General features: G+C 61.4%; 18 protein-coding genes. 14 read left to right on the top strand and 4 right to left on the bottom strand.

Going from position 1 to position 17,193, the window contains the following annotated elements; translation table 11 throughout:
* The first annotated feature begins 2 nt into the window (after positions 1–2).
* Positions 3–731: a queuosine precursor transporter gene (locus C7K55_RS04835; protein ID WP_106502293.1), complete on the top strand. Its 729-nt coding sequence runs from the start codon at positions 3–5 to the stop codon at positions 729–731.
* A 31-nt stretch (positions 732–762) separates the two neighbouring features.
* Positions 763–1,515, top strand: a complete 753-nt coding sequence (locus C7K55_RS04830) for a class I SAM-dependent methyltransferase (protein WP_106502292.1) — start codon at positions 763–765, stop codon at positions 1,513–1,515.
* A gap of 80 nt (positions 1,516–1,595) precedes the next feature.
* Here the strand turns inward: C7K55_RS04830 and rpmA are convergent, their stop codons facing one another.
* On the bottom strand, positions 1,596–1,859 hold the full coding sequence (gene rpmA, locus C7K55_RS04825; RefSeq protein ID WP_106502291.1) for a 50S ribosomal protein L27: 264 nt from the start codon (positions 1,857–1,859) through the stop codon (positions 1,596–1,598).
* Positions 1,860–1,916: 57 nt separating this feature from the next.
* Positions 1,917–2,321 carry a 50S ribosomal protein L21 gene (gene rplU / locus C7K55_RS04820; RefSeq protein ID WP_106502290.1) on the bottom strand — a complete coding sequence of 135 codons (405 nt, stop codon included), beginning with the start codon at positions 2,319–2,321 and terminating at the stop codon, positions 1,917–1,919.
* 194 nt (positions 2,322–2,515) lie between these two features.
* Here rplU and C7K55_RS04815 point away from each other — a divergent pair, with 194 nt between their 5' ends.
* The 3 genes from C7K55_RS04815 to kaiC are packed head-to-tail and all read left to right on the top strand — an operon-like array spanning position 2,516 to position 5,358.
* A complete protein-coding gene (locus C7K55_RS04815) occupies positions 2,516–3,376 on the top strand; it encodes a circadian clock protein KaiA (protein ID WP_106502289.1) in 861 nt (286 codons plus the stop codon).
* A 19-nt stretch (positions 3,377–3,395) separates the two neighbouring features.
* Positions 3,396–3,788, top strand: coding sequence for a circadian clock protein KaiB (kaiB, locus tag C7K55_RS04810; protein ID WP_241518179.1), 393 nt, complete (start codon positions 3,396–3,398; stop codon positions 3,786–3,788).
* A gap of 28 nt (positions 3,789–3,816) precedes the next feature.
* On the top strand, positions 3,817–5,358 hold the full coding sequence (gene kaiC / locus C7K55_RS04805; RefSeq protein ID WP_106502288.1) for a circadian clock protein KaiC: 1,542 nt from the start codon (positions 3,817–3,819) through the stop codon (positions 5,356–5,358).
* Here the strand turns inward: kaiC and nblS are convergent.
* Both nblS and purD read right to left on the bottom strand, forming a co-directional pair.
* Complete coding sequence (gene nblS / locus C7K55_RS04800; protein ID WP_106502287.1) at positions 5,355–7,331, bottom strand: two-component system sensor histidine kinase NblS; 1,977 nt, start codon at positions 7,329–7,331, stop codon at positions 5,355–5,357. The genes kaiC and nblS overlap by 4 nt on opposite strands.
* Complete coding sequence (gene purD / locus C7K55_RS04795; protein ID WP_106502286.1) at positions 7,328–8,656, bottom strand: phosphoribosylamine--glycine ligase; 1,329 nt, start codon at positions 8,654–8,656, stop codon at positions 7,328–7,330. The genes nblS and purD overlap by 4 nt, the downstream gene beginning before the upstream one ends.
* 42 nt (positions 8,657–8,698) lie before the next feature.
* Between purD and C7K55_RS04790 the strand changes: the two genes are divergently transcribed.
* The 9 genes from C7K55_RS04790 (at position 8,699) to C7K55_RS04750 (ending at position 17,193) form a co-directional block, all read left to right on the top strand.
* The gene (locus C7K55_RS04790) at positions 8,699–9,733 is read left to right on the top strand and encodes a hypothetical protein (RefSeq protein ID WP_206603476.1); all 1,035 of its coding nucleotides are present in this window, start codon (positions 8,699–8,701) and stop codon (positions 9,731–9,733) included.
* Positions 9,730–10,485 carry a phosphoribosylaminoimidazolesuccinocarboxamide synthase gene (gene purC, locus C7K55_RS04785; protein ID WP_106502284.1) on the top strand — a complete coding sequence of 252 codons (756 nt, stop codon included), beginning with the start codon at positions 9,730–9,732 and terminating at the stop codon, positions 10,483–10,485. Before C7K55_RS04790 ends, purC begins: the two co-directional genes overlap by 4 nt.
* A gap of 83 nt (positions 10,486–10,568) precedes the next feature.
* Complete coding sequence (locus C7K55_RS04780) at positions 10,569–12,767, top strand: BamA/TamA family outer membrane protein (protein ID WP_241518178.1); 2,199 nt, start codon at positions 10,569–10,571, stop codon at positions 12,765–12,767.
* Positions 12,767–13,639, top strand: coding sequence for a UDP-3-O-acyl-N-acetylglucosamine deacetylase (lpxC, locus tag C7K55_RS04775; protein WP_106502282.1), 873 nt, complete (start codon positions 12,767–12,769; stop codon positions 13,637–13,639). Before C7K55_RS04780 ends, lpxC begins: the two co-directional genes overlap by 1 nt.
* 74 nt (positions 13,640–13,713) lie before the next feature.
* A complete protein-coding gene (gene fabZ / locus C7K55_RS04770; RefSeq protein WP_106502387.1) occupies positions 13,714–14,142 on the top strand; it encodes a 3-hydroxyacyl-ACP dehydratase FabZ in 429 nt (142 codons plus the stop codon).
* Positions 14,142–14,948 (top strand): acyl-ACP--UDP-N-acetylglucosamine O-acyltransferase, encoded by an 807-nt coding sequence (gene lpxA / locus C7K55_RS04765; protein ID WP_106502281.1) that lies wholly within the window; start codon positions 14,142–14,144, stop codon positions 14,946–14,948. Before fabZ ends, lpxA begins: the two co-directional genes overlap by 1 nt.
* Positions 14,948–16,141, top strand: coding sequence for a lipid-A-disaccharide synthase (lpxB, locus tag C7K55_RS04760; protein WP_106502280.1), 1,194 nt, complete (start codon positions 14,948–14,950; stop codon positions 16,139–16,141). The genes lpxA and lpxB overlap by 1 nt, the downstream gene beginning before the upstream one ends.
* A complete protein-coding gene (msrA, locus tag C7K55_RS04755; RefSeq protein ID WP_106502279.1) occupies positions 16,138–16,812 on the top strand; it encodes a peptide-methionine (S)-S-oxide reductase MsrA in 675 nt (224 codons plus the stop codon). Before lpxB ends, msrA begins: the two co-directional genes overlap by 4 nt.
* Before the next feature lie 174 nt (positions 16,813–16,986).
* Entirely contained in the window at positions 16,987–17,193 is a 207-nt protein-coding gene (locus C7K55_RS04750) for a hypothetical protein (RefSeq protein WP_106502278.1), read from the top strand.

Below are 17,193 nucleotides of genomic sequence, written 5' to 3'. Positions count from 1 at the left end.
CAATGACCCTGCAGCAGCGCCGCGACCTGGCGTTTCTGGTGCTGGCTGGGATCTTCCTGGGCACCATGGGCATGCTCAACATTCTTGGCCTCACCCGCTTTCTGCAGTTGGGCACGATTGGCTCCTGGCCGATCGTGGTGGCGGTGGGGGCCCTGCCCTATCCGATCACCTTTCTCTGCACCGACCTGATCAGTGAGCTTTGGGGCGAGCAGAAGGCCTCCCAGCTGGTGTGGGTGGGTCTGCTGCTAAACGGCTGGATTGTGCTGATCCTTTGGCTTGGCGGCATCCTGCCGGGGCTGGCAGGCGCGCCCGATGCCACCTTTTTTGAGGTGCGCCGGCTCGCCTTCGGCGCGGTTGGCGCCTCGATGGTGGCTTACCTGGCGGCCCAGTTCACCGACGTGCGCCTTTTCCATTTCTGGAAGCGCTTCAGTGGGGGCAAGGCCCTATGGCTGCGCAACAACGGCTCCACCCTGGTCAGCCAGCTGGTGGATACCAGCGCCGTGGTGCTGATCAGTCACTACGCCAGCCATGTGCTGCCGTTGCGCCCCGGCGAGCCGGTGGTTCCCCAGCTGGCCTCCTTCATCGCCAGTGGCTACCTGTTCAAACTTGTGGCAGCCCTGGCTGACACCCTGCCCTTCTATGTCCTGGTGGCCTGGCTGCGGCGCTGGTTAAAGGTGCCGGGAGAAGGGGCTGAACTAGTGGAAGAGGCCCGTATCGGGGCTGGCTCCTAGGTTGACGCTCATCTAAAGGGCACGGCAAGGCATGGGCGAGGCAGGGGAGCTGGAGTTGGGGGTGGAGCGGTTCTTGGCTGATGGCTTCGCCCTGCGCTCCCAGTTGGCCAGCTTCCTCGAAATTTCTCCCGAGGAGCTGGAGCGCCGCCTGCCCAGCAGCACCGACGACCTGGCCGCCCTGCACCCCGGTGCCTTTGATCCAGACCAGGCGGGTCGCTTTTATGAAGACACTGTTGGCACCGGCCATCTGCTGGAGTTGGCGGCCTGGCACCTAGGCAGCGCCGATTACATCGCTGACACCCTGCGGCTGCAGCAGCGCTTTGCCCGCGGTCAGGTGCTCGACTTCGGCGGCGGCATCGGCAGCCATGCTCTGGCCGCGGCGGCTCTTCCCGAGGTGGAGCGGGTGTGGTTTGTGGATCTCAATCCCCACAATCGCGCCTTTGTGCAGGCTCGCGCTGCCGAGCTGGGCTTGGGCGCCAAGTTGAGCTGCTACCGGGATATGGCTGATCCAGCCCTGCCCGGGCGCTTCGACACGATTGTTTGCCTGGATGTGCTGGAGCATCTGAGCGATCCTGCCGCCCAGCTGGCCCTGTTTGCCGAGCGCCTCGCCCCAGCCGGCATCGCCCTACTCAACTGGTATTTCTTCAAGGGATTTCAGGGCGAGTACCCCTTTCACTTCGATGCCCCAGAGCTGGTGGAGGCTTTTTTCCGCACGCTGCAGAGCCGCTTTCTCGAGGTGTTTCACCCCTACCTGATCACGACCCGGGCCTACCGATTGGCCTGAAGGGCAGGTAGCCCGGGGCATAAAAAAGCCGGCGGATCTCCGCCGGCAGTAAGGAATCGCTTTAAGGGCCTGGGGCCGAATCAGGCGATGGCAACGTTGATCCGCTTGCGGTTGCGTAGGCCGCGCTTGATGCTCTCGAAGTTAACTACGCCATCCACCAGGGCGAACAGGGTGTCGTCGGAGCCGCGGCCAACATTGACCCCGGGCAGCACGGAGGTGCCGCGTTGGCGAATCAGGATGGAGCCGGCGCAAACGGTTTCACCGCCGTAGCGCTTGACGCCGAGGCGCTTGGAGTTGGAGTCGCGGCCGTTGCGGGTGGAGCCTGTGCCTTTCTTGTGGGCCATGGATCGGGGGTATCAGCGAGTGGAAGTGGAAATTGGAGAGGGAGCCGTAAAAAAAGCTCAGGCCAGAGCCTTGCCACCTACGGAAATCGATTCGACCATCACTCGGGTCAACTCCTGACGGTGACCGTTCTTGCGCCTGGTCTTTTTCTTAGGGCGCATTTTGTAAATGATGATCTTGGGGCCGCGGCGATGGGCCATCACCTTGAGCTCAACGCTGGCTCCTTTGACGTAAGGCTGGCCGAGAGTGGTGGTCTTGCCGTCGTTGACCAGCAACACGTTGTCGATGGTCAAGGTGCCGTCGACATCGATGCCAAGGCGGTCGAGGTCGTAGTAGCGGTTCGGCTGCAGCCAGAATTGTTGGCCCGATGCCTCAACGATGGCGTAGGCGCCACTGGTGGGGGCGTCTTGGGGAGCGGCCGGTTCGGCGCTGCTCTTGGCTGCGGATTCGGTGGAAGGGCTCATGGCGGCAGGAGCGTGGCCAGGCTGACGCAGCACTTTTGAAGCCAAGGTCTTCAACAAACCTGAGCTAAAAATGGCTTAGCGTCATTCGGCCTGGCGCACAATCGAAAAACAAACGATAATTCTCTCGTCTGGCCCTTCCTTTCGTCAACATTCAGGGGCCTTTCCCGCGGGTTGCCCCGCTGCCAAAGCGGTCCATGCCCGAATCGGCCCTCACCATCGCTGCTCTGATCCGAGATCCCAGCCTGCAGCAAGCCTGCTCCCGCTGGCTGGTCGGGGGGCGTTGCCGCATGGTCTGGGTGGATCCCTCCACCAACCCCCTAGTGGAGATAGAGCAGCGACGGGAGGAATTCGACGCCGTGCTGCTGGAGCAGGGGGGGCTCAGTCCAGAGGACTGCCGCGCCTTTGGGGATCTGGGACTGCTGATGCCGGCGGTGGTGATCGGGGGCGTGGGAGGGAAGATTGAACTCCATGAAGCGGAGGTGCACCTGCCCCCCGATCAGCTTGAGCAGCTCAGCTACAGCCTGGATGCGGCTGTCTCCCGCTATTTGCGTGAAGGCCTGGCCGGCTCCGAGAGCTCCCCTGCTGGCCAGAGCACCGAACCCCCCGATCGCTGGAAGCTGGCCAACCGGTTGAAGGGCCGCGTCGGCTTTGTGGGGGTTTTTTACAAGCGTGATCCAGCCCGCTTTCTACGTAACCTGAGCGAGCGGGAGCGCGAAGATCTGATCCATTCCCTAGAGCGCACCTATCGAGACCTGCTACTCAGTTATTTCCGGGATCCGGCGGCGGCAAACCAGGCCTTGGAAAGTTTCGTCAATACGGCTTTTTTCAGTGATTTACCCATTACTAAAACTGTTGAGATTCACATGAATCTCATTGATGGCTTCTCCAAGCAGCTCAAGCTGGAAGGGCACAAGAACGATTTCCTCCAGGATTATCGGCTGGCCCTGCTCGATGTGATGGCCCATCTCTGCGAGATGTACCGCCGCTCCATTCCACCCGATGCGCCTTTGACTGGTTTGCCCGTCAAGGCGTCCGGCCAGCCCAGGACGGCTTGAACCAGGAGGTTTCTTAACCATGACTCCACGCAAGACCTACATCCTCAAGCTCTACGTGGCGGGCAATACGCCCAACTCGATGCGTGCCTTGAAAACACTGCGGAATATTCTGGAAACGGAATTCCGGGGCGTATATGCCCTCAAGGTGATTGATGTCTTGAAAAATCCTCAGCTGGCTGAGGAGGACAAGATTCTCGCAACCCCCACCTTGGCCAAGATCCTGCCGCCACCTGTGCGCCGCATCATCGGCGATCTCTCCGATCGGGAGCGGGTGCTGATCGGGCTTGATTTGCTCTACGAAGAGCTCAGTGAGGAGGTTTTGGAAGAGGAACTATGCGACGCCGATGGCATGGCAAATCCGTCGGTTTCGGTTCCTACAGATCCTCTCCCTTCTCTTGAGCCGCTGCCCTGAGTAGTTTTTATTCAGAACTCTTCCCTCGATGCAGGAACCAAGCCCCACTAGCAACCCCCTGATGCAGGTGCAGAAGCTCCCGACTGGGATCGAGGGCTTCGACGACGTGTGCCATGGCGGTTTGCCCATCGGTCGCTCCACCCTGATCAGTGGTACCTCAGGCACCGGCAAGACGGTATTTTCTCTTAACTTCCTATATAACGGCATTCGTCAGTATAACGAACCAGGAATCTTTGTAACCTTTGAAGAGTCGCCCCTAGATATTCTGCGTAATGCGGCAAGTTTCGGCTGGGATCTGCAAGAGATGGTAGAGCAAGACAAGCTCTTTATTCTTGACGCCTCGCCGGATCCGGAAGGTCAGGATGTGGCGGGTAGCTTTGATCTTTCCGGTTTGATTGAGCGGATTAATTATGCAATTCGCAAGTACAAAGCCCGGAGGGTGGCTATTGATTCAATTACGGCTGTATTTCAGCAATACGACGCGGTTTCTGTGGTGCGTCGGGAGATATTCCGCCTTATTGCCAGGTTAAAGGAAATTGGTGTCACCACTCTGATGACTACCGAAAGGATCGATGAATACGGTCCGATTGCTCGCTACGGGGTTGAAGAATTTGTTTCCGACAACGTTGTGATTCTCCGCAACGTGCTGGAGGGGGAGCGGCGGCGCCGCACCGCGGAGATTCTCAAGCTGCGCGGCACCACCCATATGAAGGGTGAGTTCCCTTTCACGATGGGTAGCCACGGCATCAGCGTTTTCCCGCTGGGAGCCATGCGCCTCACCCAGCGATCCTCAAATGTGCGGCTCAGCTCCGGCGTTCCCAGGCTCGACGAGATGTGCGGCGGAGGCTTCTTTAAGGATTCGATCATCTTGGCCACCGGTGCCACGGGTACGGGTAAAACCCTGCTGGTATCCAAATTTGTCGAGGATGCTTGTCGCTCTAAGGAGAGAGCAATTCTGTTCGCTTACGAGGAGTCCCGTGCCCAGCTGCTTCGCAATGCCACCAGTTGGGGTATCGATTTTGAGCAGATGGAGCAGGACGGCCTCCTTAAGATCATTTGCGCCTATCCCGAGTCCACGGGTTTGGAAGATCACCTCCAAATCATCAAAACCGAAATAGGCGAATTCAAGCCATCGCGTATGGCGATCGATTCCCTAAGTGCCCTAGCCAGGGGCGTGAGCCACAACGCCTTTCGGCAGTTTGTGATTGGCGTTACTGGTTATGCCAAGCAGGAGGAGATTGCCGGCTTCTTTACGAACACCTCCGAGGAGTTCATGGGTAGCCATTCGATCACCGACTCCCATATCTCCACAATCACCGACACGATCCTGCTGCTCCAATACGTGGAGATCCGCGGTGAGATGGCCCGTGCCTTGAATGTGTTCAAAATGCGCGGCTCCTGGCACGACAAGGGCATCCGTGAATTCGTGATCACCAGCAATGGCCCTGAGATCAAGGATTCCTTTTCCAACTTCGAGCGCATCATCTCCGGGGTGCCCCACCGGATCACTACCGACGAGCGCAGCGAGCTCTCCCGTATCGCCCGCAGCGTCGCCGCCGACGAGATTTAAATCTCGGCCTGGTCGTAGCGGCGTCGCTCGGCCAGTAACCGCAGTTCGTCCGTGTCGGAATTCTCTAGGGGTAGGTCAAACCAGAAGGTGCTGCCCACCCCTAGGGCGCTGGCCATGCGCACCTGGGTGCCGTGTTTTTCGAGGTTGCCACGCACAATCGATAGGCCCAGGCCCGTGCCAGCTTCGGTGTGCACCGCGTTTTCAACTCGATAGAAGCGATCAAAAATGCACTCCTGGTCTGCATCCGAGATGCCGCAGCCGCTGTCGGAGATTTCGATTCGAATCCGGGGTAGGGGCGAGGTGAGATCGCAGCTGGGGCTGTCGCTGCTGGGTTCGTTGCCCGGAGTTAGCACGCAGAGATCGGGCCAGGGGTAGGCCCGTAATTGCAGCCGCCCACCCTTGGGGGTGAACTTGAGGGCATTGCCCACCAGGTTGTCGAACACCTGCAGTAGCAGGTCCCAGTTGCCCAGGATGCGGGGCAGCTGGGGATCGGCTTCAAAGGCCAGGGAGACGCCCTTTTCATCCGCATTGAGGCGGTAGGTGCGCAGTATCTGCTCGATGGCTGGGGCCAGCTCCAGCGGTTCTAGGTTCCACTCCCGCTCCGACTCCAGCCGGGATAGGTCGAGTACGTCGTTGACAAGCCTGGTGAGCCGGTCGGCTTCGGCGTTGGCGATCCCTAGAAATTCGCGCTTTTCCTCTTCGCTGAGCTGGTCGCCTAGGTCGTGGAGGGTTTCCACGTAGCTCTTGATGTTGCACAGCGGCGTGCGCAGCTCGTGGGAGACATTGCTGATGAAGCGGCTCTGGGCGGCATTGAGCTCCACCTCGCGGGTTAGGTCTTGGATGGTCATGGCGATGCCCTTGAGGCTTTCGCCGCTGGCGTCACTCACCGACTGCAAAACGATGCGCAGGGTGCGGATCGGTTCGCCAAAACTGCAACGCACATCGGCGCTGTCTCGGTCGCGGCAGGTCACGCTGTCGAGGGCTGGCTGCACCTCCATCGCCAGCCTTTCCGGCAGCTCGGCAATCAGGTCGTTGCCCTCGAGGTTGCGGCCCTCCCAGCGGAACAGCCGACGGGAGGTGGGGTTGGCCAGCACAATTGCGCCCTCGGCATCCAGCAGCACCGCCCCATCGGCCATCTTGGCGATCAGGGACTGCTGCTTCACCTGGGCGGCGGTGAGCTCCTCGATGTTTGCAGCCTTGTAGTCCTCCAGCTGGGAGGCCATGGTGTTGAAGCCGTCGAGCAGCTCCCCTAATTCCCCTCCAACCGGTAGGGCCAGCCGGGTTTCGAAGTTGCCGCCAGCGATCGAGCGCACCCCCTGCAGCAGCTCTTTCACAGGGCGCGTGATGGTGAGGGCATTGAAAACTGCTCCCAAAATCACCAGCACCCAGATTGAGATGAACACAGCCACTGTCACCTCCCGGGTGAGGGCGGCACTGGTGAGCAGGGTTTCGTTTGGATTGATACCCAGGGCCAGCACGCCGAGATAGCGGCCGTCACTCACCATCGGCACAAACACATCGGTCACCTGGCCTTCTGGGCTTAGGTGCTGGCGGATCAGGGGCGTGTCAGGCCGTTTCTGTAGGTCTGCGGGCAATTCGAGTCGGCGGCTGAGCAGCAGCTCGCTGCTGCCAGAGCTGGCACCGATCGGAATGCCTAGGTAGATCACCCCTTCTGGATCGGCGAAAAAGATGTAGCGAAGACTGCGGCTGGAGCGCCAGAAACGATCTGCTACTGCCGCCAGCTCCCGGTCGTTGCCCTCAGCCACCAGGGGCGTGATGTTGGCCGATAGCAGCAGGCCAAGGTCTCGGGCGTAGCGGGTATCGCTCAGCTGGGCATCTCTCTGGATGCCGTTGAGGGCCAAAAAGGTGATGCCCGTCATCAGCAGGCTCACCACCAGGGTGGCCACAGCCAGCAGCTTGGTCTGCAGGCTGAATTCCGCCCACCAGCGGCCCATGGCCTGGCGCCAGCTCATCGGCTGCGCACCTGATGGCCGATGTCGCGGCGGAAGCTCATGCCCTCAAAGTGCACTTGGGCTAGCCCGGTGTAGGCCCGCTCGAAGGCGGTATCAAAGTCTTCGGCCTGGGCCACCACCGCCAGCACCCGGCCGCCGCTGGTTAGGCAGCGGCCATGGTCATCACGGCGGGTGCCCGCATGGAACAGCTGCAACTGGTCGGAGGGCTGCAGGGCGCTTGCGATGGGGTCGCCGCGGCGCAGCTCACCTGGGTAGCCCTCCGCAGCGGCGATAACGCAGGCACTGCAGCCGGGATGGATGGTGAGGGCTGGTGCTTGGTCGAGGTTGCCGTTGGCGCAGGCCAACAGAATTTGGGCTAGCTCTGGCCCCAGCAAGGGCATCAGGGTTTCGCACTCCGGATCGCCGAAGCGGCAATTGAATTCGATCACGCTCGCTCCGGCTGCGGTGAGCATCAAGCCGGCGTAGATCACGCCGCGGTAGTCGATGCCTCGAGCTCTCAGGGCGGCCACGGTGGGCTCAAGCACCCGCTGGCGCACTTCTTCTAGGCCGGCCGCATCCAACAGGGGAGCCGGGGCGTAGGCGCCCATGCCGCCGGTGTTGGCGCCGGTGTCGCCCTCGCCGATGCGCTTGTGATCCTGGGCAGTGGGCAGGAGCACCATGCGCTGGCCATCGCAGAGGGCGAATACGGACACTTCGGGACCAACGGTGCGCTCCTCCAGCACCAGGGAGACGCTTGTCAATTCGGCGCCAGCATCCTCTGTCCCTGCGCTGAAGCGGCCGGCAAAAATTTCCTCGATGGCGGCGCGTGCTTCCTCAACGCTTTCGGCCACCGTGACGCCTTTGCCGGCGGCCAGGCCATCTGCCTTCACCACCAGGGGGCGCCCCTGGGCCGTCAAAATTTGCAGAGCTTGGTCGCGGCTGTTTGCAGCCCAGTAGCCGGCGGTTGGAATGCCGGCCTCCTGCATCAGCGCCTTAGCCCACTGCTTACTTGCCTCCAGCTGCGCCCCATCGGCCCCCGGGCCGAAGCAAGGGAATCCCGCGGCGCGCAAGCTGTCGGCCAGGCCAGCAGCCAGGGGGGCTTCTGGACCCACCACCACCAGTTCAATTGCCAGGTCGCGGCAGGCGGCCATTAGCGCATCGTGGTCGGATTCGGCGATGGCCAGTTGCTGGCAGCCCGGTAGGTCGCAGCTGCCCCCATTGCCAGGGGTAATCCAGACCGCCTCAACCCCTGGCGAGCGGGCCAGGGCCCAGCCCAGCGCGTTCTCGCGGCCACCCGCGCCGATCACCAGGATCCGCGCGGGTGTTGGACAGGAGGCAGGGGGCATGGGCCGGACGCGAGGTGGGGACTGAGCGAAAGCTCTTCTAAGTTGAAACGTGGTGCGGGGGGCTGCCAGGCCCTGTTTCTAGACATGCCGGCAATACCAGCGCCATTCTTGCCCCGGGCCCGGCTGTTCCCAATTTTTGGGGCTGCGCTGGTGGGTCTTATGGCCGCCGCGCCTGCCGCAGAAGCGCAAGCCAAGACCAGGGCCGCCAGCGCGGATCCAGCCCTGATTGCCCTGCTGCGCGATGGAGATCTCAATGCCCTCGACGCCGCCTGCGTCAGTGCCGTGCGGCGCAGCGATGGGCCGCTGTTGCGCCAGTTGCAACAGCGGCTGCTCACGATCCACCCAGCGCCCCAGCCTCTTGTGGTGGTGCTGACTAATGCCCACAGCCTGTTGAGCTGCCAGGCACCTGACGGGGCCCTGCAGGTGCTGGCGCGGGTGGGGCCGGCACCGGGCGCTGAGCGGACCCAGTGGCTGGTGCTGCAGTGGCGCGCTGCCCAGGCGGGACTGCACCACCAGCTGGCGGCCGATGCCCTCGAGCGGCTTGCGGCTGGAAACCTTGGGCAGCTGGCGTTGCTGGAGTTGCCGGCGGGTCAGCGTCAGGACGGCACCCCGATCAATTGCCCAGCCCTGGATCTGTTGGCGGGCCATCTGGAAAGCCTGGGTCAACGGCAACGGGCCGCTGAGGTGTTGGTCAGCAGCGCCCAGCCCGGTGCGGCGACGGCGGCCCGGCTGGCTAAGGCGGTGGCGCTTTCCGGAGCACTCCCAGCTCTTGAGCAGGATCGGATCCTGGAGCTTGCCCTCGAGCAGGCGGCGTCCTCAGGCAGCTGGGGGCTGGTAGCTGAGATCCTCGATCAGCAGCTGGCCCTGGCCGGTAGTACGCCGGAGCAGGTCGCCCGGGCAACGGAGCGGCGCCTGCGCCTTAGTTCCCGTATCGACGATGCCTACGGTGAGTGGATGTTGCAGCGGCGGGATCCTGCTGCCCTGTCCCGGCAGGGTGATCTGGAGCGTCAACTTCGCACCCCCCGCGCCCCTGGTGGCCATGCCGCCGCAGCGCAGTCCCCCGATCCCCAGCCATGACGGCCTACAACCTTGGTTCCCTGCTTTACGAAGGCAAGGCCAAACGGGTATTCGCCACAGATCAGCCCGACTTGGTAGCGGTCGAATACAAAGACGATGCCACCGCGTTCAATGCCCTCAAAAAGGCCCAACTGGCAGGGAAGGGAGAGTTGAACTGCCGAATTTCGGCTTTGCTTTTTGAACATCTCGCCGCACGGGGCATCCCCACCCACTACCTCGGGGTCGATGGCAGCCGCTGGATGCTGGCCCGTCCAGTGCGGGTGATCCCGATCGAAGTGGTGATCCGCAATGTGGCTGCGGGCTCGCTTTGCAAGCAGATGCCCATCGCGCCAGGAACGCCGCTGGAGCCACCCTTGCTTGATCTCTATTACAAAGACGATGGCTTCGGAGATCCGCTGCTCACCGAAGCCCGCCTTGAGCATTTGGGCTTGGTTACTCCTGAGCAGCGCCGCCAGTTGGAAGAGCTGGCCCGTCAGGTGAACCGGGAATTGCTGGCCCTGTTTGATTCAGTCGGCCTGCAGCTGGTCGATTTCAAGATCGAATTGGGGCATACGGCCAGTGGTGAATTGGTGGTTGCTGACGAGATCAGCCCTGATACATGCCGTCTTTGGGATAGGGAGGTAATGGATTCTCAGGACCGGATTTTGGACAAGGATCGATTCCGACAGGATTTAGGCGGCGTTGTCGAGGCCTACGGGGAGGTCCTCAAACGGGTCCAAGGGGCCTGTCCTCCACCCAGGGTCTACCGGTAAGGTCAGCCCAATTTGCGGCCTGTCCGCTCCGCTACCCCTTCCCCATGGCTGGTTTGCTGAGTTTGAAGGATGTTTGGCCCCTGATGGGCGCCGCCCTCCTCTCGGCGACCCCGGCCCTGGCCCAACCCGCATCACAGCAGGTGGACAATCCTTCAGCGGAGCCTGCCACCCAGGCGCCAGCTACCCAGGCGCCTGCCACCCAGGCGCCAGCTACCCAGGCGCCTGCCAGCCAGGCGCCTGAGCCCGCCCAGCCGATCCCCCAGACACCATTCCCGACTCAGGCCGCTCCGGTAGCCGAGCCTGCTGCCAAAGCTGAACCCAAGGTTTTGATCGCGGAGGTGGCGATCGAAGGCCTTCAAGACCACCCCGAACGGGAACGGCTGGAGCTGGCTGCCTATGCCGCGATGGCGGCCACCCCAGGCTCGCGGGTGACCCGCAACGAGCTCCAGACCGACCTTTCAGCGATCTACGCCAGCGGCTGGTTTTCCGATGTGCGTATCCAGCCCGTAGATGGTCCGCTGGGCGTGCGGCTGGTGGTGGTGGTGGTGGCCAACCCGGTGTTGCAGCAGGTCAAGCTCGATCCAGCCGACCTGAAGTTGCCGGAGCAGGTGGTTAAGGACACCTTCGCCGCTGACTACGGCAAAACCCTCAACCTCAACACCCTGCAGACCCGCATGCAGGAGTTGCAGCGCTGGTACGCAGATCAGGGCTACTCCCTGGCGCGGATCACCGGCCCTAGTCGGGTGAGTCCTGAGGGGGTCGTGGAGCTGCTGGTGCGCCAGGGCACCGTTGAGGGGGTTGAGGTGCAGTTCCTCAACAAGGAAGGCTCCGCTACCAACGACAAAGGCGAGCCAATTCGGGGCAAGACCAAGCCCTGGGTCGTGACCCGCGAGGTGTCCCTGCGCCCTGGACAGGTGTTCAACCGGCGCGAGCTGGAGGAGGACATCAAGCGCATCTATGGCACGGGCCTTTTCAGTGATGTGAAAGTGACTCTCAAGCCGGTGCCGGCCGAGCCTGGCAAGGTGGTGATTGTGCTTGGCATTGTTGAGCAGTCAAGCGGTTCTTTGTCAGGCGGCCTGGGTTACAGCCAGAGCCAGGGCGTGTTTGGTCAGATCCAGTTGCAGGACAGCAACCTGTTTGGCCGCGCTTGGGACCTCGGCACCAACATCTCCTATGGCCAGTATGGCGGCCTTGGCGATATCACCTTCACAGATCCTTGGATCAAGGACAACAAATACCGAACTTCCTTCCGGGCTCGCTTCTTCTTCAGTCGGGAAGTGCCCCAGTTGTTCCAGAACGAGAACAATTCCTTCACTTATGAGTTGCAGAATTTTAATGGATCCGACTTTGACGTAGTCACTGACAGGCTAGGGCCCGATCCTGCGATCCCCGGGAATGAAAGAGTAAGAACAAACTTTGACACTGTCGCGATCCAGCGGATTGGAGCAAATGTGCAATTTGTGCGACCCCTCAATGGTGGTAATCCTTATAAGAAGGCTCCTTGGAGCCTGATTCTTTCTTTTGGTGGGCAGGAAGTTACGCCGATGGATTTTTCTGGCAGTAAATACTCCTACGGTGTAGTAGGGGCTGCTACGTCTCCTGATTCAGTCCCTGCCAACCAAATTATTTGCCTAGCCTTTAATTGTGCTTCTGAAAACCAGCTGGTGAGTTTTCGGGTCGGGGCTACTTACAGCACTCTTAATGACCCACGTAATCCCACTAAGGGGAACTTTCTGAGTATCGGCACGGAGCAATTTATTTCGGTAGGCGAGAATTCACCTACCTTCAATCGCGTTCGCGGCAGTTTCACCCACTACATACCTGTGGAGTGGTTGAAGATCTTCAAGGGCTGCCGGCCTAAGCCCGGTGAGACCAAAGACTGCAAGCAGGCACTGGCTTTCCAGGTTTCGGCTGGATCCTTGGTGGGCAGTGATATTCCGCCCTATGAGGCTTTCTGTCTGGGTGGCGGCAACTCCGTACGCGGTTATTACGATTGCGATTTGGGAGTTGGTAAAAGTTTTGCTGAAGCCACGATTGAATATCGCTTTCCCATTTTTAGCATCATTAGTGGTGAAATCTTTTTTGATGCTGGCACCACCTTCGGGAGCCAGGCAGACATCCCTGGTAACCCTGGTGGTCTGCTTGGTAAGAAAGGTGAGGGTTATTCGCCTGGAGTTGGTTTAATCGTGACAACGCCAGTGGGGCCCCTGCGCCTTGAAGTTGCCACCCAGGATTTCTCCAGTGATTGGCGCTTCAACTTGGGTGTGGGCTGGAAGTTCTAGTGGCGCAATGGCCAAGTGACTATTCCGGTGCCTGGACTCTGAGCCAGTCGGTGCAACGGGAGGGTGTGGGCTTGCACAGCGGCCAGCAGGCCCAAGTGCGCTTACAGCCATCACGGCGCCCGGGCTACTGGGTGGGATGGCTGGATGCACCGGAGCTCCCCTTGATTCGTTTGGCGCCGGATTACGTAAGCGAAACTCAGCTTTGTACGGCTTTGCGGCTAGACCAACGCCGTTTAGCCACGGTTGAGCATCTGCTGGCTGCCCTGGCTGGCACTGGTGTTACCCAAGCTGAAATCCTCGTGAGCGGCGAGGAGATCCCCTTACTGGATGGATCGGCCCTGCCCTGGGTGGAGGCGCTAGATGAGGCGGGGCTGGAAGCTCTGCCCTATGCATCGGCGCCTCTGGAGCTTGAGTTGCCGCTCACTGTTAGCAGTGGCGTCAGTTTTGCCACGGCCCTGCCCCACTCCTGCTTGCGGGTAGGTGCGGCAATTGAATTCGCCGATGCGGCCATTGGCCGCCAGCTGTTTTCACTTGATTTGTCACCGAGCACTTTTGTTGAGCAGATCGCACCGGCACGCACCTTTGGATTGCGCTCTCAGGTGGACCAGCTGCTGGCAGCTGGCCTGATCCGGGGCGGCTGCCTTGAAAACGCCCTTGTTTGTGACGGCGACAGCTGGTTAAATCCGCCGCTGCGGTTTGTGGAGGAACCGGTGCGCCATAAAATCCTGGACTTGTTGGGAGACTTGGCGCTGATCGGATTGCCTCGAGCCCAGGTTTTCGCTTACCGCGGCTCCCACGGGCTCCACACCTCTTTGGCTGCGGCCTTGGCCGGCCTGGCCAAATCTTCTACCTCCAGTTCTTTCGCCAGTTGATGCCCTTGTCTGACGCCAGCCCACCGCTTTCTGATCCCGCCGCGCCGGCGTCCTTGGATCCCACAGCTGCGGTGATACTCACCAGCGAGCAGATTCAGGGACTGCTGCCCCACCGCTATCCCTTCGCCCTGGTGGATCGGGTGATTGAGCATGAGCCGGGTAAACGCGCTGTGGCGATCAAGAACGTCACCCTCAATGAACCTCAGTTTCAGGGCCATTTCCCCGGTCGCCCCCTGATGCCGGGAGTGTTGATCGTTGAGGCCATGGCCCAGGTGGGCGGGTTGATCGTTACCCAGATGCCCGATCTGCCCAAGGGCTTATTTGTGTTTGCTGGCATCGATGGGGTGCGGTTTCGTCGTCCGGTGGTCCCTGGCGACCAGCTGGTAATCACCTGTGAGTTGCTGAGCCTCAAGCGCCGCCGTTTCGGCAAGGTCAAGGCAGAAGCCAGCGTGGATGGTCTGCTGGTTTGCTCCGGGGAACTGATGTTCTCGCTGGTGGACTGATGGCAACGACCATCCATCCCACGGCTGTTGTCGATCCCAAAGCTCAGCTGGCTGACGGTGTTGAAGTTGGGCCCTACGCCGTGATCGGCCCCCAGGTGGAGCTTGGTGCCGGCTGCCGCATCGGACCCCATGTGGTTCTCGATGGTCGGGTGCGCATGGGCCGCGATAACCGCATATTTCCCGGGGCCTGCATCGGCCTCGAACCTCAGGATTTGAAATACACGGGGGATCCCACCGAGGTGGTGCTTGGCGACGAGAACACCATCAGGGAGTGCGTCACTATCAACCGGGCCACCACTGGCCACCAGCAAACGCGGCTTGGTAGCGGCAATTTGCTGATGGCCTATTGCCACCTGGGCCACAATTGCGACTTAGGCGACCGGATCGTGATCGCCAATGGGGTGGCCGTGGCCGGCCATGTGGTTATCGGCGATCGGGCTGTGATCGGCGGTGTACTTGGTATTCATCAGTTTGTGCACATAGGAACCCTGGCCATGGTGGGGGGTATGAGCCGTATCGAGCGAGATGTACCGCCGTTCACCATGGTGGAGGGCCATCCCTCCCGTGTCAGAGCCCTCAACAAGATCGGCCTGCGGCGCAGCGGCCTATTCGATCAGGATGGCGGCCAACAATTCGAGCAGCTCAAACAGGCCTGGACCCTGCTTTATCGCAGTGGCATCACCCTGGCTGAAGCCCTAAGCCAGTTGCGCTCCCAGCCCCTAGGAGGTGCTGCAGACCAGCTGTGCAGTTTCCTAGAGGCCTCCATTGGCCCCTCCCGCCGCGGGCCGATCCCGGGGACGCGCTGATGCTGCGGTTGCTGGTGAGCACCGGTGAGGTGTCTGGGGATTTGCAGGGATCGCTGTTGGTAAAGGCTTTGCACGAGGAGGCCCGGCGACGCCAGCTCGATCTTGAGATCGTGGCCCTTGGAGGCGAGCGCATGGAGCGCGCCGGTGCGGCACTGCTGGCTAACACCACCCGGATGGGTGCCATCGGCTTGCTGGAGGCGATTCCCTTTGTGTTGCCGACCCTGAGGTTGCAGCGGCGCTTGAAGCATTGGTTTCGCCGCGACCCTCCCGATGGCGTGGTGCTGATCGACTACATGGGCCCCAACGTGAGCTTGGGGCTGCGGCTCAAGCGCAGATTTCCCAAGGTGCCCGTCACCTACTACATAGCCCCGCAAGAGTGGGCATTCAAATTCGGCAACGGCGGCCGCTCCAATCTGATCAGCTTCACAAATCAGATTCTGGCGATTTTTCAGGAGGAGGCCCGCTTCTATCGCTGTCGAGGCGCCAATGTCACCTATGTGGGCCATCCTCTGCTGGACACCATCGCTGAAGTGCCAAGCCAGCAGGAGGCCCGCCGTCAGCTTGGGCTGCGCGGTGATGCGCCAGTGCTGCTGCTGATGCCGGCATCGCGGCGCCAAGAGATCCGTTACATGCTGCCGTACATCGTGGCGGCGGCTGCCGAGCTGCAGCGCCAGCTGCCCGAGTTGCAGGTGGTGGTGCCGGCGGGATTGCCAGGTTTCGAGGCCCATCTGGCGCGGCAACTTGGCCAGGCAGGGGTGCGGGCGGAGATCATTGCTGCCGCTGATTCAGACCAGCTCAAGGCCTGCCTCTGCGCTGCTGCCGATTTGGCCCTGGCCAAATCGGGCACGGTGAATCTGGAGCTGGCCCTGCGGGGTGTGCCCCAAGTGGTGGTGTATCGGGTCAGCCGGGCGACAGCCTTTGTGGCCCGTCACATCCTGCGGTTCAGCGTGCCCCACATTTCCCCGGTAAACCTGGTGCTAGGAGAGCGGCTGGTGCCGGAGCTGCTGCAGGAGGACCTCACGGCTGCGGCAATCGTGCGCGAGGCCCTACCCCTGCTTGAGCTTGATGCCAGCTCTGGGGCACGCCAAACCATGCTGGATGGATACCGGCGGCTGCGATTGGAACTTGGGGAGCCGGGCGTCACCCAGCGGGCAGCATCCGCCATCTTTGACCAGGTACTGGAAGCTCGATGAATACCCGCCCCCCCTCGCTTGGTGCCCGCCCCCTGGCCTGGCTGCTGAGCCTGTTGTTCCTGCTTTGCGTAGCCGTAGCCCCAGCCCCTGCCATGGCTGCCAATGCGCCTCAGGAAGCGGTGCTTGCGGGCGGTTGCTTCTGGTGTTTGGAACACGACCTTGAAAAGCTCCCAGGGGTGTTGGACGCTCAGAGTGGTTACAGCGGTGGCGCCGGAGCTAACCCCACCTACGGCCAGGTATCGGCTGGGGGCAGCGGCCACCAGGAGGTGGTGCGGGTGCGGTTCGATCCCGCTCGGATCAGCTATGGAGCCCTGCTGCGCTCCTACTGGCGCAACATTGATCCCTTAGATGGTGGCGGCCAGTTTTGCGATCGCGGCAGCTCCTATCGCCCGGTGATTTTCACCAGTGGCTCCGATCAACAAAACCAGGCCCAGGCAAGCCTGCGCTCGGCCGCCGCCGAGCTGGGCCGTCCGGTCGCAGCCCTGAAGGTGCAGATCAAGCCGCTGAATCGCTTCTGGCCTGCGGAGGCCTATCACCAGAACTACGCGGAGCTCAACAGCGTCAAATACAACTACTACCGCTGGGCTTGCGGCCGGGATCGGCGGCTTGATTCGGTGTGGGGCAAGCGCGCTCGCAGTGGAGCGGCCTGGGCTTCTGGCAGCAAGTCCTGACTAGCGCTCCCTGCCGTGGGAGCGTGCCCAGCTGGGTATCGCGGCAATTCCTAGGAAAATCTAAAGAAGCAGGGCTCCTGGTGGTCTCGTAATTGCTGTTATGGAGCGGCTTTCCGCCCTTTCTGGTCAAGCTAGGAGTGCCTAACATTCTGTCAATTACGTGAGCAGTCCTGTATGTATCTGCTGACCATCCGAGACGGTTTGAATACCCGCCATGTTGGGCCCTATCTAAGTCCGAAGCAGGCTGCTGACGACCTTGATCGCCTCTTGCCCCTCTGCGGTGAGAGGGCCCGCTGGCTGATTCATGCCCTGGAGTCGCCCGCGGAGTTGATGGCCAGCCTGGGTGCTGGAGCCGCACGCACGGCAGTTGTGGCTGTCTGA

The sequence above is a fragment of the Cyanobium usitatum str. Tous genome (assembly GCF_003011885.1).
Classification (GTDB): domain Bacteria; phylum Cyanobacteriota; class Cyanobacteriia; order PCC-6307; family Cyanobiaceae; genus Cyanobium_A; species Cyanobium_A usitatum.
This window is presented reverse-complemented; position numbering and strand designations above follow the sequence as displayed.